The following is a 23,609-nucleotide window of genomic DNA, read 5'->3' as shown; positions in this document are numbered from 1 at the left end:
GGAATGCAAGGTTTGCACGCTTAGGCATTCATGCTGTGGAAGTGCGTCAACATTCTTTGCGCATCCGCCACCTCGCCACTGAACAACTCAAACGCCTTCGCCGCCTGGAACACTGCCATGTTGCCGCCATCCAGGGTGCGGCAACCCAGGGCACGGGCGGTGCGCAGCAGTTCGGTTTGCAACGGGAAATACACGATCTCTGCCACCCATAATTGCTCTCGCAGCAGCGCCGCCGGTACCGGCATGCCGGGTAGCTTGGCCATGCCCATCGGTGTGGTGTTGACCAGGCCATCGGCTTCGGCCATGGCGTGCTCAAGGGCGTGACCCACTTGAGCACGACCGCCGCCGAAACGCTGGGCGAGGTTATCCACAAGGTCCTGGGCTCGGGCCATGTCCACATCGAAAATACTCAGCTGTTGCACACCCTCGGCCAGCAGTGCGTGGGCCACTGCCGCGCCCGCGCCGCCGGCGCCCATCTGCACCACGCGCTGGCGCGGCGCATCATTCAAGTTGCGCCGAAAGCCTTCGGCGAATCCCAGGCAATCGGTGTTGTGACCGATGCGCTTGCCATCCTTGAACAGCACCGTATTCACCGCACCAATACCCCGTGCTTCGTCGGACAATTCATCGAGCAGAGGCAGGATTGCCTGTTTGCACGGGTAGGTAATGTTCAAACCGGTGAAGTTCATCTGCTCGGCGGCGCGCAGCAGATCGGGCAGGGCGTTGATGTCCAGGCGCAGCGGCTCAAGGTCGATCAGGCGGTACAGGTAGCGCAAGCCTTGGGCGTCGCCCTCCTGTTCGTGCAGGGCAGGGGTACGGGAGGCCTGGATACCGGCGCCGATCAGGCCGGCGAGAATGCGCGGTTTCATAGAGCGCAACCCTTGAGCCACTGGCTGAAATGTTCCAGGGCCAGGGGGTAGCCATGGCTTTGGTGGCCGCCGGTCGTAGGCTCGCGGGTGCCGAGCAGGTTGAGGCGGGGGGCGTTGTTGGGCGCCATAAGGCGTGTCTCCACAATGTTTACTGATTGTGGGGATAAAATGTACTGGTTGGTTAGTTTGGTCAATTGAACGCGACGGATCTGTTCGATTATCGAACTTTTATTCAGTCACACGAGCAGCTCCGCCCGAGGAACTCCTGGAAACCCTTGATCCAACGGGTACAGGTAGAACCCATGTGGGAGCTGCGGTGTGCCTGGACTTATCGGCGGGTCAGCAACACACCCGATTCCATATGATGCGTCCACGGAAACTGGTCAAACATCGCGCACCGGGTAATCCGGTGGGTGTCATGCAGTTGCGCGATATTCGCTGCCAACGTCTCCGGGTTGCAGGAGATGTACAGGATGTTGTCGAAGCGTCGGGTCAGTTCGCAGGTGTCCGGGTCCATGCCGGCGCGGGGCGGGTCGACGAACACGCTGCCGAATTCGTAGCTTTTCAGGTCGATGCCGTGCAGGCGGCGGAACGGGCGCACTTCGTTGAGTGCCTCGGTGAGTTCTTCGGCGGAGAGGCGCACCAGGGTGACGTTGGTCACCGCGTTTTCATCGAGGTTGCTCAAGGCCGCATTCACCGAGGTCTTGCTGATCTCGGTGGCCAGCACGTTGCGCACGCGGGTCGCCAGCGGCAGGGTGAAGTTACCGTTGCCGCAGTACAGCTCCAGCAGATCATCCGGGCGATCACCCAAGGCTTCATAGGCCCAGTTGAGCATTTTCTGGTTCACCGTGCCGTTGGGCTGGGTGAACGCGCCTTCGGGTTGGCGATAGCTGAAGGTGCGGCCGCCCACCTCGAGTTTTTCCACCACGTAGTCATGCCCGATCACATCGCGCTTGCCCTTGGAGCGGCCGATGATGCTCACGTTCAGGTCGGCGGCCAGCTTGTTCGCGGCGGTGTGCCAATGCTCATCCAGCGGGCGGTGATAGCACAGGGTGATCATCGCATCGCCGGCCAGGGTGGTCAGGAACTCCACCTGGAACAGCTTGTGGCTCAGGGCGGCACTGGCTTGCCAGGCGGCCTTGAGTTGGGGCATCAGCTGGTTGATGCGCTGGCTGGCAATGGGGAAGGCTTCGATCAGGATCGGCGTGCGCTTGTCGTCCTGGGAGAACATTGCGTAGTGGCGCTCACCGCCTTCGCGCCACAGGCGGAACTCCGCGCGCAGGCGAAAGTGCTGCAGCGGCGAGTCGAAGACCTGGGGCTCGGGTGCGTCGAACGGTGCCAGCAGGTCACGCAGGCGCGTGACCTTGTCTTGCAGTTGAGCGGTGTAGCGTGCGGCGTCAAAAGTCATGCGTTGAACCAGCCCAGCTTGATCACAAACAGAATCGACAGGATCACCAGCGCCGGGTTCAGCTCACGGTAGCGGCCCGAAAGCAGCTTGATGGCGGTCCAGGCGATGAAGCCGAAGGCGATGCCGTTGGCGATGGAGTAAGTGAACGGCATCGCCAGGGCGGTGATCACCACCGGCGCTGCCACAGTAATGTCGTCCCAGTCGATTTCGGCCAGGCCGGAGGTCATCAGCACGGCGACGAACAGCAGCGCCGGCGCGGTGGCGAAGGCCGGCACGCTGGAGGCCAGCGGCGAGAAGAACAGTGCGAGCAGGAACAGGATCGCCACCACGATGGCGGTCAAACCGGTACGGCCACCGGCGCTCACGCCCGCGGCGGATTCGATGTAGCTGGTGGTGGTCGAGGTCCCCAGCAGGGAACCGGCCATGGCGGCGGTACTGTCGGCGATCAGGGCGCGGCCCATTTTCGGCATGTGGCCGTCCTTGCCCATCAGGCCGGCGCGCTTGGCGACGCCGATCAGGGTGCCGGAGTTGTCGAACAGGTCAACGAACAGGAAGGCGAAGATCACGCTGACCAGGCCGATGTCCAGCGCGCCTTTGATATCCAGCTGCAGGAAGGTCGGGGCCAGCGAAGGTGGCATCGAGGTCACGCCGCCGAACGGGGTGAAGCCCATGACGATGGACACGATGGTCACCGCGAGGATGCCGATCAGTACCGCGCCGCGCACCGCCAGGGCTTCCAGCGCCACGATCAGCGCGAAACCGAGGGTGGCGAGGATCGGGGCCGGTTGTTTCAGGTCACCCAGGCCGACCATGGTGGCCGGGTTGCTGACCACGATGCCGGCGTTGTGCAGGGCGATCAGCGCCAGGAACAGGCCGATACCGGCGGCAATCGCCGAGCGCAGGGGCAGGGGGATGCTGTTGATGATCCATTCACGGATGCGAAAGATCGACAGCAGAAAGAACAGCACCGCCGAAATAAAGACGGCACCCAGCGCCACTTGCCAGGTGTGGCCCATGTGCAGGACCACGGTGTAGGTAAAGAAGGCGTTGAGGCCCATGCCCGGCGCCAGGGCGATCGGGTAGTTGGCGATCAGGCCCATCACGGTCGAACCGATGGCGGCCGCCAGGCAGGTGGCGACGAATACCGCGCCCTTGTCCATGCCGGTTTCGCCGAGAATGCTCGGGTTCACGAACAGGATGTAGGCCATGGCCAAAAATGTCGTGATGCCCGCGAGGATCTCGGTGCGCACGTTGGTGTTGTGTGCCTTGAGTTGAAACAGCTTTTCCAGCATGCCTGCTCCCTGTGACGCTATGTTGCGTCGTTATTTGTTGACCTCTAAGTCAAAGCACAAACTGCGCCAAGCGCCTGTGGTTACAGAGAGGATCGGAAAAAGCGGCGCATCATACCAGCAGCCGAGGCTGTGTGGCGCATGGCCTTGAGGCATACTGCACCGACGTTCAATACAGAGTCGTTAACCGCATGAAAAAAGCCAGCGCCTGGAGTCTAGCTCTGATCCCTTGCGTCAGCCTGTGGCTTGGCGCGGCACCGGCGTGGGGCGCGACTGCACCGGCCTTGAGCGAAGTGCGCGTGTTCAAGGTCGAATCGGCGGGCTGCACGGAAACCATCCCGGAGCGCGCCAGCAGTACGCAGATGTGCACGCACCGTGGGCCTACCCAGGTATCGGTGATGGAAGTGGGGATGGGCAGCCACCCGGTGGGCCGCTTCAATGGCGCCGAGCTCAATGGCCAGCGCACGCCGGTCTGCCAGGTGGGCAGCGTCAGCCAGGTGTGTGCGGGGGCGGGCACGTTGATGGGCTATATCTATGTGTTCGACCTGAATGTCGAAGGCCCGGGCGGGTTCGAATACAGCAATTCCTCGATCAACCCCCCGCGAAACACGCTGACGACGCAACTCAATATCCACTGATCAATCATCTTGAACGCTCAAAACCCCGGGAAGTCGTACCCCTGAGACGGCGATTTTCCTGAACGCCGCGGATGTACACCAACCCGTGAGGTGTTTATGAGCGCGACCCCCAATGGCGCGGCGGCCCGACCGTTCGTCGCCCACTCGATACACTTGACCCTGAATGGCCAAGGGCGCCAGTTGGACGTCTTGCCCTGGACCACCTTGCTTGACCTGCTGCGCGAGCAATTGGACCTGGTGGGCAGCAAAAAGGGCTGCGACCACGGCCAGTGCGGCGCCTGCACGGTGTTGCGCGATGGCAAGCGCGTCAACGCCTGCCTGACCCTGGCGGTGATGTGCGACGGCGCCGAGCTGACCACCATCGAAGGCCTGGCCAGCGGCGACCAACTGCACCCGATGCAGCAAGCCTTTATCAAGCATGACGCCTTCCAGTGCGGCTACTGCACCCCCGGTCAGATCTGCTCCGCCGTCGGCCTGGCCAACGAAGGCCGCGCCCACGATACGACGCAGATCCCGGAACTGATGAGCGGCAACCTGTGCCGCTGCGGCGCCTACAGCAATATCCGCGATGCCATTGAAGAAGCCTTGCCGGCCTGCCGCGTCCAGGGAGGTGAGCAATGAACCCCTTCCACTACAGCAAACCGAGCGATGTACACGAGGCCGTTCACCTGAGCAGCGCGGCGTCGCGTTTTATCGCCGGCGGCACCAACCTGCTGGACCTGATGAAAGAAAACATCAGCCGCCCCGAGCACCTGATCGACATCACCGGCCTGCCGCTGCATGACATTCAAGAGACCGCCAGCGGCGGCCTGCGCATCGGCGCCTTGGTAAGCAACGCCGACCTGGCCTGGCACCCGTTGGTCGAACAGCGGTACCCGTTGTTGTCCCAAGCCATCCTCGCGGGAGCCTCGCCGCAACTGCGCAATATGGCCAGTACCGGCGGCAACCTGTTGCAGCGTACCCGTTGCTATTACTTCTACGACGCCACCGTGCCCTGCAATAAGCGCGAACCCGGCAGCGGATGTCCGGCGCGCACCGGGTTGAACCGCATCCACGCGATCCTCGGCGCCAGCGAGCAATGCGTGGCCACTCATCCGTCGGACATGTGCGTGGCCCTGGCGGCGCTGGAGGCGCGGGTGCATGTGGAAGGGCGCGGCGGTGCACGGGTCATCGAGTTCGCCGACTTCCACCGCTTGCCCGGCGATGCGCCGCAACGTGACAACCAATTGGCCGACGATGAATTGGTCACCGCCATTGAACTGCCCGCCGATCAGTTGGCGCGGCACAGCCATTACCTCAAGATCCGTGATCGCGCCTCCTATGCCTTTGCGTTGGTCTCCGTTGCCGCAGCGCTTGAACTGGACGGTGATGTGATCATTGACGCGCGCCTGGCCCTCGGCGGCGTGGCCCACAAACCCTGGCGAGACCGTGCCGTGGAAGCCACGCTGATCGGCCAGCCCGTCAGCCGCGAAACCTTCAGCACCGCCGCCGACGCCTTGCTGCAAGACGCCGAGCCGCTGGAGCACAACGGCTTCAAGATCAAGCTGGCGCGCCGCGCAATCATCCGCGCTTTGAGCGACGCCGCCGTCGCAGGAGAACAGCCATGAGCGCCATCGGAAAACCCCTGGACCGTGTCGACGGTCTGCTCAAGGTCACCGGCCAGGCCCGTTATGCCGGGGAATTCCCTGAAGACCGCCTGCTGCATGGCAGTGTGGTGTCCAGTGCCATCGCCAAGGGCCGTGTGCTGCGTATCGATGCTTCCAAAGCCCTGGCGCTGCCGGGTGTGGTGGCTGTTATTGATCACCTCAACCGACCGAAAATCGCCAGTTACGACGATGCTTTCCAGGATGACGACGCGGCGGACGGTTCGCCGTTTCGCCCGCTCTACAACGACCGCGTGCTGTACAGCGGCCAGCCCGTGGCTCTGGTGATTGCCGACAACCTGGAGCTGGCGCGGCATGCCGGCTCCCTGGTGCACATCGAATACGCGCGCGAAGACTTCGAGACCGATTTGTTGGCCTGCCAGGAACTGGCGCACCCCTCGCCACAAACCCCGCCCACACCACGCGGCAACTTCCAGGCCGAATGGTCCGGCGCGGCCATCAGCCTCGATCTGCACTACAGCACGCCTATCGAACACCACAACCCCATGGAACCCCATGCCAGTACCGTGCTGTATCAGCCGGACGGCACCCTGCATATCCATGACAAGACCCAGGGGCCGCAGAACTGCCAGGCCTATGTGCAAAAAGTCTTCGGCCTGGATAAAAGCCAGGTGCGTATTTTTGCTGCGTTTGTCGGCGGTGCGTTCGGTTCGGGCCTGCGCCCGCAGTACCAACTGCCGCTGGCGGTGATGGCGTCCCTGGCGCTCAAGCGCTCGGTGCGCGTTACCCTCACGCGCCAGCAGATGTTCACCTTCGGCTACCGCCCGCGCACCTTGCAGCGCCTGCAAATGGGCGCGGCCGCCAACGGGCGGTTGCTGGCGCTGGGGCACACGGCGATTGGGCAAACCTCGCGCTTCGAGGACTTCAGCGAACATGTGGTGGAGTGGAGCGGCATGCTCTATCACTGCGACAACGTGCAACTGACCTACAAGCTGGTGCCGCTGGATGTGTTCACGCCGCTGGACATGCGCGCGCCAGGCGCGGCGCTCGGGGTGATCGGCCTGGAGTGCGCCATGGACGAACTGGCCTGTGCCTTGGGCATGGACCCGGTGCAACTGCGGCTGATCAATTACGCCGAGCGCAACCAGAACGAAGACAAACCCTGGTCGAGCAAAGCCCTGCGCGAGTGCTACCGCGAAGGTGCCGAACGTTTCGGCTGGAGCCAGCGTAACCCTGAGCCACGGAGCATGCGCGACGGCCGCCAGTTGGTCGGCTGGGGCATGGCCGGTGGTGTCTGGGAAGCCATGCAGATGAAGGCCAGCGCCAAGGCGCGGATCGACGCGCACGGCAAGCTCACCGTGAGCAGCGCCACCACGGATATCGGCACCGGCACCTACACGGTGATGTCCCAGATCGCGGCCCAGGCCAGTGGTGTGGCGGTGGGCGATGTGAGCTTTCTGCTCGGTGATTCATCGCTGCCCAGCGCACCGCTGCAGGGCGGCTCGTTTACCGTCTCTTCGGTGGGCACCGCCGTGCAGCAAGCCTGCGAAGCACTGACCGCCAAACTGTTGGACATTGCCCGCCAGACCTACCCGGTATTCAAGGAGGCCGAATCCGTGCGCTTTGAAGGCGGGCAGTTGCATGCCGGTGACGTGAGCGTGGCGTTGGCGCAACTGGTCAAGGACAGTGGCGAGCACGCATTGGAGGCGCAGGTCGACAGCGAGCCGGACAAGAAACGCGAGGGCTATGCCACGGCTACGCATTCGGCGGTGTTTGTGGAGGTACAAGTCGATGAGGACCTGGGCACCATCAAGGTCAGCCGGGTGGTCAGTGCGATTGCCGCCGGGCGCGTGGTCAACCCGAAGATGGCGCGCAGCCAGATCCTCGGCGGGGTGGTGTGGGGCATTGGCATGGCCCTGCATGAAGAGACCCAGACCGACCATCAACTGGGGCGCTGCATGAACCACAGCCTGGCCGAGTACCACATCCCGGTGAATGCCGATATCGGTGAGATCGACGTGCTGTTTGTCGAAGAGCACGACGAGATCGTCAATGCACTGGGGTCCAAGGGCGTGGGCGAAATCGGCATTGTCGGGGTGGCGGCAGCGGTGGCGAATGCGATTTATCACGCCACCGGCAGGCGGGTGCGGGAGTTTCCCATCACCCTGGACAAGGTGCTTTAGCGTTCCTCAAGGCGTTTCCATGTCGATGTACAGCTCCGTTTTGTCTGGCGATTGAATGACAGACGTCTTTTCGTTGGGAAGCGCGTTGTCGATAGACACCCCGGTTGCGCCGGTCAGTTGGGAAATACCTCGAATAGGCGGCTCACCGTCGTAGGTAAACACATGGTCGGTGCCCACGCGTGCTACCCATTTCTCTTGCGGGTTCATGGCCTGGTCTTTGCCAATCACTTGGGAGGCGTAGTAGTTCATGTTTTTAAGACGCTGGGTCTTGGGCTCTACAGAGGGCACGTCAATGGCCTTCACTCGAATACCCTGCTCGCGCATCGTTTCAAGCAGCGTTCTGTTGGTGTATTGGCCATGCCCGCTATGGGCGCGGTCGATCAGTTTTAAATTCTTCCTTAATGCCGAGGAAAACTCACCGGTCTCAAAGAACCTGTCCAGGTCGGGCTGCAGGGAATGATCGAAGCCCTCTGAATACAATGTGGTTACGTTGTTCTTTTTGAATTCCTTGGCATTGTCAATCAGGAAGCGTAACCCGGCAGACTGCGAGTGATCTTCGCCGACAATCATCCCGGACGATTTTTGATAGACGGTATTGATGACTTCGCTGGCGGGCGCCCTGCGGGGTATTTCCGGATGGGCGGGAGGCTCCTGGGTTTTGGCTTTTTTGTGAAAACTATCGGCGTCTTGCTTGAGTTTCTTATCTATTTTTTCGGTCGTCTTTGACGTTGAGGCTTCGCCTTCGGCAGGGTAATCGTAAGCGGCCGGATCAAACTTCTGCGGTTTGGAACTGCCAGATTCCCACGGGAACTTTATGCCCCCGGGCAATTGTAGCGGCTCCCATGTGCCGTCAGCGCCCGCCCTCACGGTCATAATTGGCTTTTTGGTAAAGGGATCAATGACCTGGGCATGACCGTCACGCAGCTTGAACTTGCCATCGATCTCATAAAGGTGCCCGGCATCGTTGCCGGCGCCCATTCGGATAAACCATCGATCTTCACCGTTTTCGCCCTTGGCTTGATAGATGCCCCTGGCGTTAGGCTTGGCGCCTGAGATCAACTGTTCACCCTCCGTCACGGCGTAGTCGCGTATGTCGTCCCATTGTGAAGGGCGCATACGATTGGCGTGTGGTTCCGCTGGGGGCGTGGGCGTTTCTGGCGCTGATTCGGCGGCGGGCTCCTCTCGTGGCCCGGTGTCATGCGCTTGCGATTTGGGTTCAGGCGCAGGCCCATTCTTAATGGGCACTTCGTAGGGGGTGCCTGGGCGTTTGGGTGACGGCAAGTTCCTGCGTGCCGGGCTGTCAGGCTTCAGCACGAGTGCGTCAGCGAAGTCTCTTTTCTCCTGATCACTCATCGGCTCATTGCGAATAGCCTTCGCCAGTAAAGCGGCGAGCGCCCTGGCCTGGCCATAGTAAGGGACGAACCCTTGGGCAAAGTTGCCGACTTCTTTGAGCGATGCATCCATGGTCTGTTTATCGACGCCAAACACCTTGCCGATCTGGTTGTGTGTATTTAGATCAAGCAACAGCGCGGTGAATGGGTTGTCCAGGTATCGTTCAACCGTGTCTGCTGTGTTTTTATTCACACCAAACACTTGCAATGCGTCTGAGATGCCGTTGAAGGGGTGTTCAAGGTGAGTAAGAAGCTCCTCATAGAGCCCTCTGATATCGTTCGCGCCTACGTTTCCGACCGCTTCGTTATAGATCTTGCTTTTGAACTCGCTGGCCGTCAGTGGCACAAGCGGCCTGGGGCTGTTCAAGCCGTTTTTCACAAAGTAAAAGTTGCCCTTTTTATCGCCGCCCAGAAAATTACCGTAGGCGTCGTATTGAAACAGTACTTTTTCTCCATTCGGCTGTTGCCCTGAATAAAGCACCCGCCCTTCAGGGCTGATGCGCTCCTCTGTAAGGTTCGTCAAGCCCGGCACCGCAGCCGGTGGCGCTGAGGCGCCTTTATCCAGCCGTCCGAAAATATTGTCCCCTTCGTTGGCATAGGGCCCGACGACTGCGTTGATATCGCCGTTCTTGAAACGTGTCAGTGTGTCAGTGACGCGCGCTGTTGCGGCGGGTGTTTCACCCTCTGCAAAGTGCTGGCTGAACGCTTCCAATTGTTTGGGGTCGCTGGCCAGTGTTTTCAGCCAGGTATTCATTTCTTCCAGCGTCTTGAAGGATTTAAATGAGCTTCCTTCTTTTTCTGGAACAAAAAGAACGATATTCGGGCCATCGGGTACGGGAGGAGTACGTTGTATGAAGATGATGTCCTTGGCTTGAATACCATCAACGGCAAATGTTTTGACTTGTACTTGGGGCTGGGTATTTTTGCCAGGCCACATCACGGCCTCGGCCATCTTGTTCACGTCAGCGCTTATGGCACCGGTATTCCAATCGTTTACCAGACTCTCTGCGAAGCGCTCTTTCATGGTCTTGAGGGTGTAGCTGTCGTTTGGGCTGTCCCAGGACGAAGGTGATACTGGGTTGGAGGAGGGGGGCGAGTGGATACGCTGGCAGTGTTCATGTTCATCATCAGCCCGGAATAGATCGAAAGGTTTTCGAGCATCGCGGGAAAGCTTCCGGTGATGCCGTCACCCTTGTGTGATTCCGACGTAAGAAAGCGTTCCACTTTTCGGCTGACAAACGCTGATCCAACGGCTGCATCGTCCCCTGATCATTCAGGTGTGTTGGCCCTCCACCGGCATATGCATACGATCACGCCTGGCCAGGGTAGGGAACAGTTTGATCCAGACCCCGGTCACCAGCAGCGTACCGATGCCGCCCATGACCACGGCGGGAACGGTGCCGAACCAGTGGGCGGTGATGCCGGATTCGAACTCGCCCAATTGGTTGGACGCGCCGATAAACAGGCCGTTGACCGCACTGACGCGCCCGCGCATTTCATCCGGCGTTTCCAACTGCACGAAGGATGCCCGGATGACCATGCTGATCATGTCCGCCGCGCCCAGCACCACCAGCACCGCCAGGGAAAACCAGAACGAAGTGGATAAGCCGAAGGCGATGGTCGCCACGCCGAATACACCGACGGCGGTGAACATCACGCGGCCCACCTGACGGTCGACCGCAAAACGCGCCAACCACAATGACATCAACAGTGCCCCCACCGCCGGGGCCGAACGCAGCAGCCCCAGGCCCCACGCGCCGGTCAGCAGGATGTCTTTGGCAAACACCGGCAGCAATGCGGTGGCGCCGCCCAGCAGTACGGCGAACAGGTCCAGGGAGATCGCGCCGAGGATGTCGGGGCGACTGCGAATAAAGCGGATGCCGGCCAGCAGCGAGTCCAGGGTGGCCTTGCCCTTGTTCAGTGGGGTCTGGCGGGCGGGCAGGTTGAGGGTGAGCACGCACGCGATGAGGTACAGCCCCACCGTGGGCCCATATACCCAGACACTGCCGAACGCATAGAGCAAACCGCCGAGGGCCGGGGCGACGATCGTGGCCAATTGCTGGGCCGATTGCGATGAGGCTACCGCGCGGGGGAACAGTGCGCTGGGCACGATGCTGGGCAGCAATGCCTGGGTAGTGGGCATTTCGAAGGAGCGCGCGGCACCGAGCAGGAAGGCGAGGATAAAGATCATCTCGCGGGTCACGCTGCCGGTCAGGCCGCCGATGGCCAGGGACAGGGCGATCAGTGCCTGTACGGTCTGGCAGATGGCCGCGACTTTGCGTCGTTCATAGCGGTCGGCCACATGCCCGGTGTGCAGCATGAACAGCACGCGTGGCACAAACTCCACCAGCCCGACCAGACCCAGGTCGAGCACGTTGCCGGTCAGTTGGTAGAGGTTTCAGCCGATGGCCACGGTGAGCATCTGGAAGCCGCTGGCGGTGAAGATCCGCGCCAGCCAGAACGCGATGAAAGGGCGGTGGTGACGCAGCAGCAGCGCGGGTTCACTAGGCATCGGGAATTCAGGTCAAGGCCGGAGGGAATGGCGAGGTTAGCACCAAGCTGTAACAAATGGTTGCGAAAACTCAGTGGGCCTGTGCGCCGCTGAGTCAACCTGTCACGCGGCAAAAGACCACACAACTGGACACAGTAAATAGGGCTACTCTTTGAGCAATGCTTGATCCAGGTCAAAACTCTTGCGGGGATTGCCCTGGCGGCCGCAAGGCCAGAATCCCTGCGTGACTGGTTAAAAAAAGAAACGAATTGAAGTTCGCCAGAGTCCATAGCCGTGGGGGCAGTGGGTGCAGGCTTCCGCCGGCAACCGGTATTACCTGACAGAGGAAGACTTATGTTCGGTTTGGAGGCGCTAGATCTCGCCCGAATCCAGTTCGCGTTCACCATCTCATTCCACATCCTGTTCCCGGCGATCACCATCGGCCTGGCCAGTTACCTTGCGGTGCTGGAGGGCTTGTGGCTCAAGACCCATAACGACACCTACCGTGACCTTTACCATTTCTGGTCGAAGATCTTTGCCGTCAACTTCGGCATGGGGGTGGTGTCCGGCTTGGTCATGGCCTACCAGTTCGGTACCAACTGGAGCCGCTTCTCGGACTTCGCCGGTTCCGTCACCGGGCCCCTGCTGACGTACGAAGTCCTCACGGCATTCTTCCTCGAGGCAGGTTTTCTCGGCGTGATGCTGTTCGGTTGGAACAAGGTGGGGCGCAAGCTGCACTTCTTCGCCACTGTGATGGTGGCCGTCGGTACGCTGATCTCCACGTTCTGGATCCTGGCGTCCAACAGTTGGATGCAGACGCCCCAAGGTTTTGAAATCATCGACGGCCGCGTGATTCCCACCGACTGGCTGGCGGTGATCTTCAACCCGTCGTTCCCCTATCGCCTGGCGCATATGGCTACGGCGGCCTTTGTGGCCACTGCGTTCTTCGTCGGGTCCTCGGCGGCCTGGCATTTGTTGCGCGGCAAGGACAGCCCGGCGATCCGCAAGATGCTCTCGATGGCGATGTGGATGGCGCTGCTCGTGGCGCCTGTCCAGGCGGTGATCGGTGACTTCCACGGGCTCAATACCCTCAAGCACCAGCCGGCGAAAATCGCCGCGATCGAAGGCCACTGGGAAAATATCGGCAACGAACCGACGCCGCTGATCCTGTTCGGCTGGCCCGACATGAAGGCGGAAAAAACCAAATACGCCGTCGAGATTCCCTACCTGGGCAGCCTGATCCTCACTCACTCCCTGGATAAACAGGTGCCGGCGCTCAAGGAGTTCCCGCCTGAAGACCGGCCCAATTCGACCATCGTGTTCTGGTCGTTCCGGGTCATGGTCGGCCTGGGCTTTTTGATGATCTTCACCGGGTTGTTCAGCCTGTGGCTGCGCCGGGGCGGCAAGATGTACACGTTCAAGCCGTTCCTGTACCTGGCGTTGTGGATGGGCCCGTCGGGCCTGATCGCGATTCTCGCCGGCTGGTTCACCACCGAGATCGGCCGCCAGCCGTGGGTGGTCTACGGGTTGATGCGCACCGCGGATGCTTCATCCGGGCATAGCGTGGCGCAGATGACCATCACCCTGGTGTTGTTCGTGGTGGTGTACTTCGCGCTGTTCGGTGCGGGCCTGGGCTACATGATGCGCCTGGTGCGCAAAGGCCCTGTGAGCCACGAAGGCACCGAGCCGACCCACGGTGGCCCTGGCCAGAAACGCACACCGGCACGTCCGTTGTCGGCTGCCGACGATGGCAGCGACGACGACCACGACCACATCCAGCACAAGGGGCATTGAGATGGGTATTGATCTTCCGCTGATCTGGGCCGTAATCATCATCTTCGGCATCATGATGTATGTGGTCATGGACGGCTTCGACCTGGGCATCGGTATTCTCTTTCCGTTCATCCCCGGCAAAGTCGACCGTGACGTAATGATGAACACCGTGGCCCCGGTCTGGGACGGTAACGAAACCTGGCTGGTGCTGGGCGGCGCGGCGTTGTTCGGCGCCTTTCCGCTGGCCTATTCGGTTGTGTTGTCGGCGCTGTATTTGCCGCTGATTCTGATGCTGGTCGGCCTGATCTTCCGTGGCGTGGCCTTCGAGTTCCGCTTCAAGGCCAAGGACCACAAGCGTCACCTGTGGGACAAGGCGTTCATCGGCGGCTCGCTGGCGGCGACATTCTTCCAGGGCGTGGCATTGGGGGCATTTATCGACGGCATTCCGGTGGTGGATCGCCAGTTCGCCGGTGGCTCGCTGGACTGGCTCACGCCGTTCACGATGTTCTGCGGCGTCGCGTTGATCGTGGCGTATGCCTTGCTCGGCTGTACCTGGCTGATCATGAAGACCGAAGGGCCGTTGCAGGAAAAGATGCACAACCTGGCCCGGCCGCTGGCGTTCGTGGTGTTGGCGGTGATTGGTATCGTCAGTGTCTGGACGCCGCTGTCGCACCCGGAAATTGCCTCGCGCTGGTTTACCCTGCCGAACCTGTTCTGGTTCATGCCGGTACCGATCCTGGTGCTGGTGACCATGTACGGGTTGGTCCGTGCCGTGGCGCGTAACGCGCATTACACGCCGTTCCTGCTGACGCTGGTATTGATCTTCCTGGGCTACAGCGGCCTGGGGATCAGCCTGTGGCCGAACATCATTCCGCCGTCGGTGTCGATCTGGGACGCGGCCGCGCCGCCGCAAAGCCAGGGCTTCATGCTGGTGGGCACCTTGTTCATCATCCCGTTCATCCTGGGCTACACCTTCTGGAGCTACTACGTGTTCCGCGGCAAGGTCACCCACGAAGACGGTTATCACTAGGAGGGTCGTTGCATGTCCGGCAAACCTACGCTGCACGAGATCGAACAGGCCGAGAAACAGCCGCTGTGGCGGCGCCTGGGGTGGCTGGCGATGATCTGGACCGGCAGTGTGCTGGCCTTGTTTGTCGTGGCCAGCCTGATGCGCATGTTCATGAATGCGGCCGGCCTGACCACCCACTGACATCCCATCCGGGCTTTGCGGCCCGGCTCTTGAACCCTGCCGCTCGCAAGATCGGCAGGTTTTTTTATTTGCGCGCTTTGAGAATCACGAATTTGGGCGTGGCGGCGACTTGCTCGACGCCGCGGAACAGCCGCGCCAACTTGCTGTGGTAACCCAGGTGGCGGTTACCAACGATATACAGCGCACCCCCCACCACCAGTGCTTCCTGTGCTTGCTGGAACATGCGCCAGGCAAGGAAGTCGCCGACCACCTGCTGCTGATGGAACGGTGGGTTGCACAGCACCACGTCCAAGGACTGTGGTACCTGGCCGGCCAGACCATCGCCGGCGCGGACGGTGACCTCGCGCTCGCCAAGGGCGGCCTGCCAGTTCTGCGTCGCCGATTGCACGGCCATATAGGATTCGTCCACCAGCGTGTACTGCGCGTCGGGGTTGTGCAGGGCACTGGCAATCGCCAGCACACCATTGCCACACCCCAGGTCCGCCACGCGCGCGGTGCCCAGGCCTTTGGGCAGGTGCGGCAGGAACGCGCGGGTGCCGATGTCGAGGCCTTCGCGGCAGAACACGTTGGCATGGTTGAGCAGCTCGATGGCCGGCGTGTCCAGGCGGTAGCGCGTCGGGTAGGGCGACACCGCCGCCGGGCGATCTGCCTGGGTGGCGATGAGCAACCGTGCTTTTTTCACCGCCAGGGAGGCGTGCATCGGCCCGATATAGCGCTCGAGCAAATCCCCCGCTGCCCGTGGCAGGTGCTTGATCATCGCGCCGGCGATCACTTCGGCGCCCGGCGCCAACTGGCCTTGCAGCCGGATCAGTTGTTCTTCAAGCAGGGCCAGAGTCTTGGGGACGCGAATCAGCACGCGATCGAATGGCCCTGTCGGCACGTGGCTGGCAGGGATGAACGTCACGGCGTCAAACGCCTTGCCATTGCGCACCAGGTTTTTTTCCAGGCCAAGGGCGCCAAGGAATGAATCACCGCTGGACGTCACTTGCACCTGGCCCTCGAGGCTGGCTGCCAGGGCGCCAAAGCTGTCGTTGAGCACCAGCACGCGCGTAGCGACGTCGGGCCGCTGTTCGGCCAGGTGGCTGAGCAGATACTCGTCGGCCGCATCGAAGGCTTGCAACGGATCATTGTGCTGCTCTGGCTGGCGGATCAGATCGAGCTGGGCGAAGGGGCTGTCGAGCAGGGGCATGGCGGGAAAAAACTCTGGGTAATCGGGCCATCTGGGTGAACGTCGACACAAGGCTGGAAGCTGCGTTATCACCCGGAACTGGTCGCAAATGTTACGTTTTTTCCGCAAGGATTACATGAGGTGTTTTAAAGAAACCCGGCCTTGGCCGCCACCATGACGGCGGCGATCTTATTATTGACGCCCAGCTTTCTCATCGAGCTGCAGTTGTGAAAGCCGACGGTGCGTTCAGACAGGCACAGGATCTTGGCGATCTCGCCTGCAGTCTTTCCCAGCGCCGACCACCGTAGAACCTCGATCTCACGCGGGGTCAGGTTACTGCAAGACTTATCAACAGGTTCAGTGGCGTATTTGTGCGCCACTGCGGTATGCATCGCGTGGCATAGCCACAGTGCATTGCCGGCTTTTTCATACAGCTCCTCCGGGCTGATCTCCTCCTTGCTCCGACCCAGGGTCAGCATGCTGAAAACACCCTTGGGCCCATGCAGCGGTTGGGTCCAGCCCAAATGCACGCCGTGAGACTTGGCCAGGGTCCATAAGTGAGGTGTCTCGTGAAAAGCAGCTTCCTGCCAGACGAAAGGCAATACGGAACGCTGACAATGAGTAACGACAGGGTCGACATCAGTGAAATTGGCTTGTTTATAGAGATGGTTCCATTCATTGGGATAGTTGTTTCTTTCGAACAGGACGGTTCGGTTTGCAGGTAGTTGGGTACTCATCTTGAATGAACAGAATTGGAAGCCGAGCGCATATGTCTCGTTGATGACCATTTCAAACACATCGGTGATCTGGTCTTGGTCTTCCAGTTTAGGGAGCCGTGTGTTGCGCCAGTTGACCATTGGTAAATCTCCATGGGTATTTGTGTGACTTGGGTACGTCCTGAATCCCAATGCGGCACGGAAATGAGTGTAGGACACCGGCTACAGAATGAGGTGAAAAAAATGTTATATCGGTGAGGTATTTAACGTTTATTTGCTTGTACGGGGTTTTGAGTTTTGTATAGATAAACGCAGTGTTTAAGTGGAATTTTCAGGACTGTTAAGGAGTTGTCGACGATGTCAAAGTGATGGCTGTTTAGAGGGTGTGTATCAGCCTGCGGTATATTGGGCGGGGACTAATAGCAAAATAATTAGTTCGTCTTTAAAGTCAGACTTATACCAATTATAGCCTTAAAAAAATAAGGGTTTTTACAGTGGTGCAGCCCATATAAAGAGCGGATTAGCAATGTCAGTACAAATCACGGGTGTTAGCCGTCGCTGCTTTGAGGGACACTAGGGGTCTGTGCAAAACGGAGTTCCCCATGACGGCCAGTGCTGAAAAATTCACCCGGCAGACATTGCTCGATGTGCAATCGCTGACCCCCAGCCTTTTCACCCTGCGTACCACCCGCGACCCGGGCTTCCGGTTTACCGCCGGCCAGTTCGTGCGCCTGGGTATTACCAAGCCCGATGGCAGCACGGTGTGGCGCGCTTATTCCGTGGTGTCGTCGCCGTTTGACGAGTACTTGGATTTCTTCTCGATTGTCGTCCCCGGTGGCGAGTTCACCAGCGAACTGAGCCGCCTGCGGGTGGGCGATACCTTGATGGTCGAGCGCCAGGCTACCGGGTTTTTGACCCTGAATCGTTTTGTGGACGGCCGTGACTTGTGGCTGCTGGGTACCGGCACGGGCGTGGCGCCGTTCCTTTCGATCCTGCAGAACTTCGAAGTCTGGGAGAAATTCGAGCGCATCATTCTGGTGTACAGCGCCCGGGAAGCCAAGGAACTGGCCTATCAGGCGCTGATCCACGAGCTGGGGGAGCGCGAGTACCTGGCTGAACATGTGCACAAGCTCACCTACATTCCCATCGTTACCCGTGAGAAACATCTGGGCGCATTGAATGGGCGCATTACCACGCTGATCGAAAACGGCGAATTGGAACGCGCGGCCGGCGTGGCGTTGAGCCCGGAGCATTCGCGCGTGCTGATTTGCGGCAACCCACAGATGGTCGACGACACTCGCCAGTTGCTCAAGCAACGTGACCTGCAACTGAGCCTGAGCCGTCGCCCAGGGCAGGTCGCGGTGGAAAACTACTGGTAAACGAAAGGCGCCCTGAAGGCGCCTTTCTTACAAGCCGGGTTCGGCTTAGAGCGGCTTGTCGTTCTGTGCCTTGAGCAGATCGCGGATCTCGCCCAGTAATACTTCTTCCTTCGTCGGAACCGGCGGCACGCTTGGCGCCTTGGCTTCTTCACGTTTGAGGCGGTTGATCACCTTCACCCCCATGAAGATCGCAAACGCGACGATCAAGAAGTCGACCACGCTCTGGATGAACTTACCGTAAGCAAGTACCACTGCCGGGGCGTCGCCCTGTGCGGCTTTGAGCGTCACCGCCAGATCGCCGAAATCCACACCACCGATCAACAGACCGAGGGGCGGCATCACCACGTCACCTACAAACGAAGAAACAATTTTTCCGAAGGCTGCGCCGATGATAATACCGACGGCCATGTCGACCACATTACCTTTGACCGCGAAGGCCTTGAACTCACTGATCACGCCCATAGGTTATTCCTTGTTACAGATGAGAAGGGTGGAACTCAGTGTAAGTCAGTCATAGCGGGCTTGCCGGACACAACCGTTAACACTGTTCGTTTTTATCGACACATTAAATCGCAAATAGTTTGCAAAATGCCACCAGTCGCGCGCGAAATACGCGCCATTTCAGTGGCTTACCACATTATTTTCTCAATCGCCCCGGTGGGGTTTTTCTATTTATCTTCTGACCCGTGGGTCACTAGCCTCTGGCAAGCACAACTGAATGTGCGCAAAAAAAACAGAGGAAACCCCCGATGAACACTCCAATGAGCCGTGGGCCACTATTGGCGCGACACGCGCTGATACTGGCGACCGCCAGCCTGCTTTCCCTGTCGGTGCAGGCCGCCAACCTGACCCGCGATAACGGTGCCGCTGTCGGCGACAACCAGAACTCGCAAACCGCCGGCGCCACCGGCCCTGTGCTGCTGCAAGACGTGCAGTTGATTCAGAAACTGCAGCGCTTCGACCGCGAACGCATCCCGGAGCGCGTGGTGCATGCTCGTGGCACTGGCGCCCATGGCACGTTCACCGTCACCGACAACCTCAATGACCTGACCAAAGCCAAGGTATTCGCCGCCGGTGAAGTCACGCCAGTATTCGTGCGTTTCTCGGCTGTGGTTCACGGCAACCATTCTCCGGAAACTCTGCGTGACCCACGCGGCTTCGCCACCAAGTTCTATACCGCTGACGGAAACTGGGATCTGGTCGGCAATAACTTCCCGACGTTCTTTATTCGCGACGCTATCAAGTTCCCGGACATGGTCCATGCCTTCAAGCCGGACCCGCGCACTAACCTGGATGACGACTCACGTCGATTTGACTTCTTCTCCCATGTTCCGGAGTCCACCCGCACACTCACCGAGTTGTATTCGGACTCCGGCACGCCCGCCAGTTATCGGGAAATGGACGGTAACGGTGTACATGCCTACAAGTTGATTAACGCCAAGGGTGAAGTGCATTACGTCAAGTTTCATTGGAAGAGCCTGCAAGGCATCAAAAACTTGGATCCAAAACAGGTTGTCGAAGTGCAGGGGCGTGATTACAGCCATATGACTAACGACTTGGTCACCCATATCAACAAGGGTGACTTTCCTAAATGGGACCTGTATGTGCAGGTGCTAAAGCCTGAAGACCTGGCCAAGTTCGACTTCGACCCATTGGACGCCACCAAGATCTGGCCGAATGTACCCGAGCGCAAAGTTGGGCAGATGGTGCTGAACCGCAACCCGGCGAATGTGTTCCAGGAGACTGAACAGGTGGCCATGGCTCCGGCCAACCTGGTGCCAGGCATCGAACCTTCGGAAGACCGCCTGCTGCAAGGTCGTGTCTTCTCGTATGCCGATACCCAGATGTATCGCCTGGGCGCCAATGCGTTGCAACTGCCGATCAACGCCCCGCGGGTTACCGTCAACAACGGCAACCAGGACGGCGCGATGAATCTCGGTAAAACCACCACCGGTGTGAATTACCAGCCAAGCCGCCTGATGCCACGGGACGAGCCGCAAACCGCGCGCTACAGCCAGTCGCCGCTATCGGGCAGCACTCAGCAGGCGAAGATCCAGCGAGAGCAGAACTTCAAGCAGGCCGGCGACCTGTACCGCTCCTACAGCAAGAAAGAACGTCAGGACTTGATCGAGAACTTCGGCGGCTCGCTGGCCACCACCGATGACGAGAGCAAGCACATCATCCTGTCGTTCCTCTACAAGGCGGACCCGGAGTACGGCACCGGCGTGGCCAAGGTCGCCAAGGGTGACCTGGCGCGTGTGAAGGTGCTGGCTGAAAAGCTGACTGACTGACTGACGTTGGTTCCGGTCGACGCCCTGATGGGGCGTCGATCTTTGGCAGGAGAACCCCCATGCGTATTTATATTGGTTGGCTGATGGCGATGCTGGCGTTTGTCGCCCATGCCGAGTCCCCCGACCCGGCTGCGCTCAAGGCCCAGCTTCAGGACTATTACTTCGACGCCGCGCGCCGTGGCGACCTCGACATGCTCAATACCTTCATTGAGTCCGGCTACAGCCTCAACACCCAGGACGCTAAGGGCTACACCGCGCTGATCCTGGCGGCCTACCACGGCCAGGGACCGTTCGTTGAGCGTCTGCTCAGTGCCGGTGCCGACGCCTGTGTGCAGGACAAACGCGGCAATACCGCGCTGATGGGCGCGATCTTCAAGGGCGAGCTGAAAATCGCCCAGCGCCTGTTGGCCACCGACTGCAACCCCGACCAGCGCAATGGCGCCGGGCAGACGGCGGCCATGTACGCCGGGTTGTTCAAGCGCCTGGAGTTGTTGGATGAACTGAAGGCCAAGGGCGCCGACCTCAATGCCGAGGACCCGATCGGCAACAGTGCTTCACGATTGGCCAGCGGTGAAATCCGGACCCCGGCACCGCGCTGAGCTATCATCGCGGTTTTTCGGTTGGAGGTTCTCAAATGGCCAAGGCCAAGCGCATGTACGGCTGCACCGAGTGCGGCGCGACCTTTCCCAAGTGGGCCGGCCAGTGCGGTGAGTGCGGGGCGTGGAACACGCTGACCGAGACCATGATCGAGAGCGGCGGTGCCGCGGCCCCTGCCGGGCGCGCCGGCTGGACCGGGCAACAGGCACAGATCAAGACCCTGGCCGAAGTCAGCGTCGAAGAGATCCCGCGCTTTTCCACGGCGTCCGGTGAACTGGACCGTGTGCTCGGCGGCGGCCTGGTCGACGGCTCGGTGGTGCTGATCGGGGGTGACCCTGGCATAGGTAAATCGACCATCCTCCTGCAAACCCTGTGCAGCATCGCCAGCCGCATGCCGGCGCTGTATGTCACGGGTGAAGAATCCCAGCAACAAGTGGCCATGCGTGCCCGCCGCCTGGGCTTGCCCCAGGACCAGTTGCGGGTCATGACTGAAACCTGCATCGAAAGCATCATCGCCACGGCCCGTCTCGAAAAGCCCAAGGTCATGGTGATCGACTCGATCCAGACGATTTTCACCGAGCAACTGCAATCGGCGCCGGGCGGTGTGTCCCAGGTGCGCGAGAGCGCGGCGCTATTGGTGCGTTACGCCAAGCAGAGCGGCACGGCGATCTTCCTGGTCGGCCACGTGACCAAAGAGGGCGCGCTGGCCGGGCCACGGGTGTTGGAGCATATGGTCGACACCGTGCTGTATTTCGAAGGCGAATCCGACGGCCGCCTGCGGTTGTTGCGGGCGGTGAAGAACCGTTTTGGCGCCGTGAACGAATTGGGTGTGTTTGCCATGACCGACCGGGGGCTGAAGGAAGTCTCCAACCCCTCCGCGATTTTCCTGACCCGCGCCCAGGAAGAAGTTCCAGGCAGCGTGGTGATGGCGACGTGGGAAGGCACCCGGCCGATGCTGGTGGAAGTGCAGGCACTGGTCGATGACAGCCATCTTGCCAACCCGCGCCGGGTGACCCTGGGCCTGGACCAGAACCGCCTGGCGATGCTGCTGGCGGTATTGCATCGTCACGGGGGGGATTCCCACCCACGACCAGGACGTGTTCCTCAACGTTGTGGGCGGGGTCAAGGTGCTGGAGACCGCCTCCGACCTGGCCTTGATGGCGGCGGTGATGTCCAGCCTGCGCAACCGGCCATTGCCCCACGACCTGCTGGTGTTTGGCGAGGTCGGCCTGTCCGGCGAAGTGCGCCCGGTGCCCAGCGGCCAGGAGCGCTTGAAGGAAGCGGCCAAGCACGGCTTCAAGCGCGCGATCGTGCCCAAGGGCAACGCACCGAAAGAAGCGCCGGCGGGGTTGCAGGTGATTGCAGTGACGCGGCTGGAACAGGCGCTCGATGCACTTTTCGAATAAATCAGGAAGGGACGCAATGCAACGATCGAATTACCGCGCAATCGCTGCCGTGGTTATCGCCTTGGCCGGATCGCCCGCCATGGCGTGGGCTGCTGACCTGCCCGCCGGTTATCGCCTAGCGCAAAAACGGGTGACCGCAGAGGGCAGTGAGTTGCAGGTGCTGGAAGACCAGCGTATCAGCGCCCAGATGCATAAGGACAATTGGGGCAACGGGCAGCTTGAGGACGCGTTCGACGAGCCCGGCGATCTGGCGGACCACCCGCTGCTTGAAGCCCGGCTGCGCCTGGTGTCGGCCGCCGGTGATGAGATCGCGCACGAGGACCTTGGCTATCCGTTGGCCCAGATCAAGAAGGCGACGCTCAAGGGGTTGCCTGAACCTGCGTATTTTTTGACGATCGATGAGACCGCGCCGATGGGCACCTACAGTGGCCCGGCCACTCAGCTGTTGCAGCCGGCCAAACAGCAACTCAAGCCTATGAGCTACAGGAGCGCTGACGGCAAGGTCCAGCCCCTGACCCTGGCCCACACAGGCAAGGCTGACTGGAAGGTGGCGACGCCGACTGCCGGTGGGGTGGATGAACTGTTGCAGGTATCGTCGTTCATGGAGGGCGATAGCGAGGATGACTTCACCACCCGCTACCAGACTTATCGTTTTGTCGATGGGCTGTGGCAAGGCGCGTCGATTCAGAAAAAAGGCTATTGGGACATGGAAAGCGAATTTCCCGCGCGTGCGGCGTTTCCCTGAGCCATCACCCTTGCAGCAACGCGCCGAATTCCCGCTCAAGTTCTTGCTGATCGCCGAGGTTCAACTCGATCAGCCGCCGCAAGTGGCTGATCGAGTCCAGGTCGAGTTCTTTGCACACAAAGCCTAGTTGGCCGTGGTCGTCGTGGGTCAGCTTTATTTGCATCTTTATATGCGCCTTCGGGTCCAGGCGAATGTTGACTTCGAACGGCAGTGCCTTATTGCCCTTCCACGGCTCGGGCCGTTTTATCGCCAAGCCCTTTAGCGACAAGTCCACCAATTCCACCATCCATTCATTGCCGTTTTGTCGAAGTTCGGTCTTGGCATCAATAGTGATCCGGTGGAAACAGCGGCGGTCTGACGGTTGATCGGTCATGGTGAAACCCTCAGTGGATAGAAACAGTGTAGCCCTGCGCCACTAGTGAGCATTTATTTCGGCTTTTTTTGCCATTGC

Annotated in this window: 20 protein-coding genes and 2 pseudogenes; 12 read left to right on the top strand and 10 right to left on the bottom strand. The window is 60.3% G+C overall.

Annotated elements, in window-relative coordinates; translation table 11 throughout:
• Positions 1-20: 20 nt before the first annotated feature.
• The 4 genes from AB4O05_RS00700 to AB4O05_RS00685 form a co-directional block, all read right to left on the bottom strand.
• A complete protein-coding gene (locus AB4O05_RS00700; RefSeq protein ID WP_460133818.1) occupies positions 21-869 on the bottom strand; it encodes a shikimate dehydrogenase in 849 nt (282 codons plus the stop codon).
• The gene (locus AB4O05_RS00695) at positions 866-997 is read right to left on the bottom strand and encodes a hypothetical protein (RefSeq protein ID WP_460133821.1); all 132 of its coding nucleotides are present in this window, start codon (positions 995-997) and stop codon (positions 866-868) included. Before AB4O05_RS00695 ends, AB4O05_RS00700 begins: the two co-directional genes overlap by 4 nt.
• 200 nt (positions 998-1,197) lie before the next feature.
• Positions 1,198-2,277 (bottom strand): tRNA (uridine(54)-C5)-methyltransferase TrmA, encoded by a 1,080-nt coding sequence (gene trmA / locus AB4O05_RS00690; protein WP_460133823.1) that lies wholly within the window; start codon positions 2,275-2,277, stop codon positions 1,198-1,200.
• Positions 2,274-3,569, bottom strand: a complete 1,296-nt coding sequence (locus tag AB4O05_RS00685; RefSeq protein ID WP_460133825.1) for an NCS2 family permease — start codon at positions 3,567-3,569, stop codon at positions 2,274-2,276. Before AB4O05_RS00685 ends, trmA begins: the two co-directional genes overlap by 4 nt.
• Before the next feature lie 188 nt (positions 3,570-3,757).
• Between AB4O05_RS00685 and AB4O05_RS00680 the strand changes: the two genes are divergently transcribed.
• The 4 genes from AB4O05_RS00680 (at position 3,758) to AB4O05_RS00665 (ending at position 7,991) form a co-directional block, all read left to right on the top strand.
• The gene (locus AB4O05_RS00680; protein ID WP_460133826.1) at positions 3,758-4,204 is read left to right on the top strand and encodes a DUF4879 domain-containing protein; all 447 of its coding nucleotides are present in this window, start codon (positions 3,758-3,760) and stop codon (positions 4,202-4,204) included.
• A gap of 96 nt (positions 4,205-4,300) precedes the next feature.
• A complete protein-coding gene (locus tag AB4O05_RS00675; RefSeq protein ID WP_460133828.1) occupies positions 4,301-4,825 on the top strand; it encodes a (2Fe-2S)-binding protein in 525 nt (174 codons plus the stop codon).
• A complete protein-coding gene (locus tag AB4O05_RS00670; RefSeq protein ID WP_460133830.1) occupies positions 4,822-5,811 on the top strand; it encodes an FAD binding domain-containing protein in 990 nt (329 codons plus the stop codon). Before AB4O05_RS00675 ends, AB4O05_RS00670 begins: the two co-directional genes overlap by 4 nt.
• A complete protein-coding gene (locus tag AB4O05_RS00665) occupies positions 5,808-7,991 on the top strand; it encodes a xanthine dehydrogenase family protein molybdopterin-binding subunit (RefSeq protein ID WP_460133831.1) in 2,184 nt (727 codons plus the stop codon). The genes AB4O05_RS00670 and AB4O05_RS00665 overlap by 4 nt, the downstream gene beginning before the upstream one ends.
• 6 nt (positions 7,992-7,997) lie before the next feature.
• Here the strand turns inward: AB4O05_RS00665 and AB4O05_RS00660 are convergent, their stop codons facing one another.
• Both AB4O05_RS00660 and AB4O05_RS00655 read right to left on the bottom strand, forming a co-directional pair.
• On the bottom strand, positions 7,998-10,406 hold the full coding sequence (locus tag AB4O05_RS00660; protein ID WP_460133833.1) for a membrane-targeted effector domain-containing toxin: 2,409 nt from the start codon (positions 10,404-10,406) through the stop codon (positions 7,998-8,000).
• A 249-nt stretch (positions 10,407-10,655) separates the two neighbouring features.
• Positions 10,656-11,894: pseudogene (locus AB4O05_RS00655) on the bottom strand (MFS transporter).
• A gap of 333 nt (positions 11,895-12,227) precedes the next feature.
• Between AB4O05_RS00655 and AB4O05_RS00650 the strand changes: the two are divergent.
• Genes AB4O05_RS00650 through AB4O05_RS00640 form a run of 3 tightly spaced genes read left to right on the top strand, consistent with a single transcriptional unit; the run spans position 12,228 to position 14,856 of the window.
• Complete coding sequence (locus AB4O05_RS00650; protein WP_460133835.1) at positions 12,228-13,667, top strand: cytochrome ubiquinol oxidase subunit I; 1,440 nt, start codon at positions 12,228-12,230, stop codon at positions 13,665-13,667.
• Between the two features lies 1 nt (position 13,668).
• A complete protein-coding gene (gene cydB / locus AB4O05_RS00645; protein ID WP_460133837.1) occupies positions 13,669-14,676 on the top strand; it encodes a cytochrome d ubiquinol oxidase subunit II in 1,008 nt (335 codons plus the stop codon).
• Positions 14,677-14,688: 12 nt separating this feature from the next.
• Positions 14,689-14,856 carry a DUF2474 domain-containing protein gene (locus AB4O05_RS00640; protein WP_010562540.1) on the top strand — a complete coding sequence of 56 codons (168 nt, stop codon included), beginning with the start codon at positions 14,689-14,691 and terminating at the stop codon, positions 14,854-14,856.
• 64 nt (positions 14,857-14,920) lie between these two features.
• On the opposite strand, the gene AB4O05_RS00635 is transcribed toward AB4O05_RS00640, so the two are convergent.
• Both AB4O05_RS00635 and AB4O05_RS00630 read right to left on the bottom strand, forming a co-directional pair.
• A complete protein-coding gene (locus AB4O05_RS00635) occupies positions 14,921-16,045 on the bottom strand; it encodes a methyltransferase (RefSeq protein WP_460133839.1) in 1,125 nt (374 codons plus the stop codon).
• Between the two features lie 125 nt (positions 16,046-16,170).
• A complete protein-coding gene (locus tag AB4O05_RS00630; protein ID WP_460133841.1) occupies positions 16,171-16,881 on the bottom strand; it encodes a helix-turn-helix transcriptional regulator in 711 nt (236 codons plus the stop codon).
• 461 nt (positions 16,882-17,342) lie between these two features.
• Here AB4O05_RS00630 and AB4O05_RS00625 point away from each other — a divergent pair, with 461 nt between their 5' ends.
• On the top strand, positions 17,343-18,119 hold the full coding sequence (locus AB4O05_RS00625; protein ID WP_460133843.1) for a ferredoxin--NADP reductase: 777 nt from the start codon (positions 17,343-17,345) through the stop codon (positions 18,117-18,119).
• Positions 18,120-18,164: 45 nt separating this feature from the next.
• On the opposite strand, the gene mscL is transcribed toward AB4O05_RS00625, so the two are convergent.
• Positions 18,165-18,581, bottom strand: a complete 417-nt coding sequence (gene mscL, locus AB4O05_RS00620; RefSeq protein WP_460133845.1) for a large-conductance mechanosensitive channel protein MscL — start codon at positions 18,579-18,581, stop codon at positions 18,165-18,167.
• Positions 18,582-18,868: 287 nt separating this feature from the next.
• Between mscL and katB the strand changes: the two genes are divergently transcribed.
• The 4 genes and pseudogenes from katB (at position 18,869) to AB4O05_RS00600 (ending at position 23,158) form a co-directional block, all read left to right on the top strand.
• Positions 18,869-20,410 (top strand): catalase KatB, encoded by a 1,542-nt coding sequence (gene katB, locus AB4O05_RS00615; RefSeq protein ID WP_460133846.1) that lies wholly within the window; start codon positions 18,869-18,871, stop codon positions 20,408-20,410.
• A 59-nt stretch (positions 20,411-20,469) separates the two neighbouring features.
• Positions 20,470-21,009, top strand: a complete 540-nt coding sequence (locus tag AB4O05_RS00610; RefSeq protein WP_460133848.1) for an ankyrin repeat domain-containing protein — start codon at positions 20,470-20,472, stop codon at positions 21,007-21,009.
• A gap of 35 nt (positions 21,010-21,044) precedes the next feature.
• Positions 21,045-22,413 (top strand): annotated as a pseudogene (radA, locus tag AB4O05_RS00605) (DNA repair protein RadA).
• A 16-nt stretch (positions 22,414-22,429) separates the two neighbouring features.
• Positions 22,430-23,158, top strand: coding sequence for a hypothetical protein (locus AB4O05_RS00600; RefSeq protein WP_460133851.1), 729 nt, complete (start codon positions 22,430-22,432; stop codon positions 23,156-23,158).
• A 4-nt stretch (positions 23,159-23,162) separates the two neighbouring features.
• Here AB4O05_RS00600 and AB4O05_RS00595 read toward each other — a convergent pair whose 3' ends face one another.
• Complete coding sequence (locus AB4O05_RS00595; protein ID WP_460133853.1) at positions 23,163-23,531, bottom strand: PilZ domain-containing protein; 369 nt, start codon at positions 23,529-23,531, stop codon at positions 23,163-23,165.
• Positions 23,532-23,609: the final 78 nt, after the last annotated feature.

It is taken from the genome of Pseudomonas sp. S1_G07 (assembly GCF_054668565.1).
This window is presented reverse-complemented; position numbering and strand designations above follow the sequence as displayed.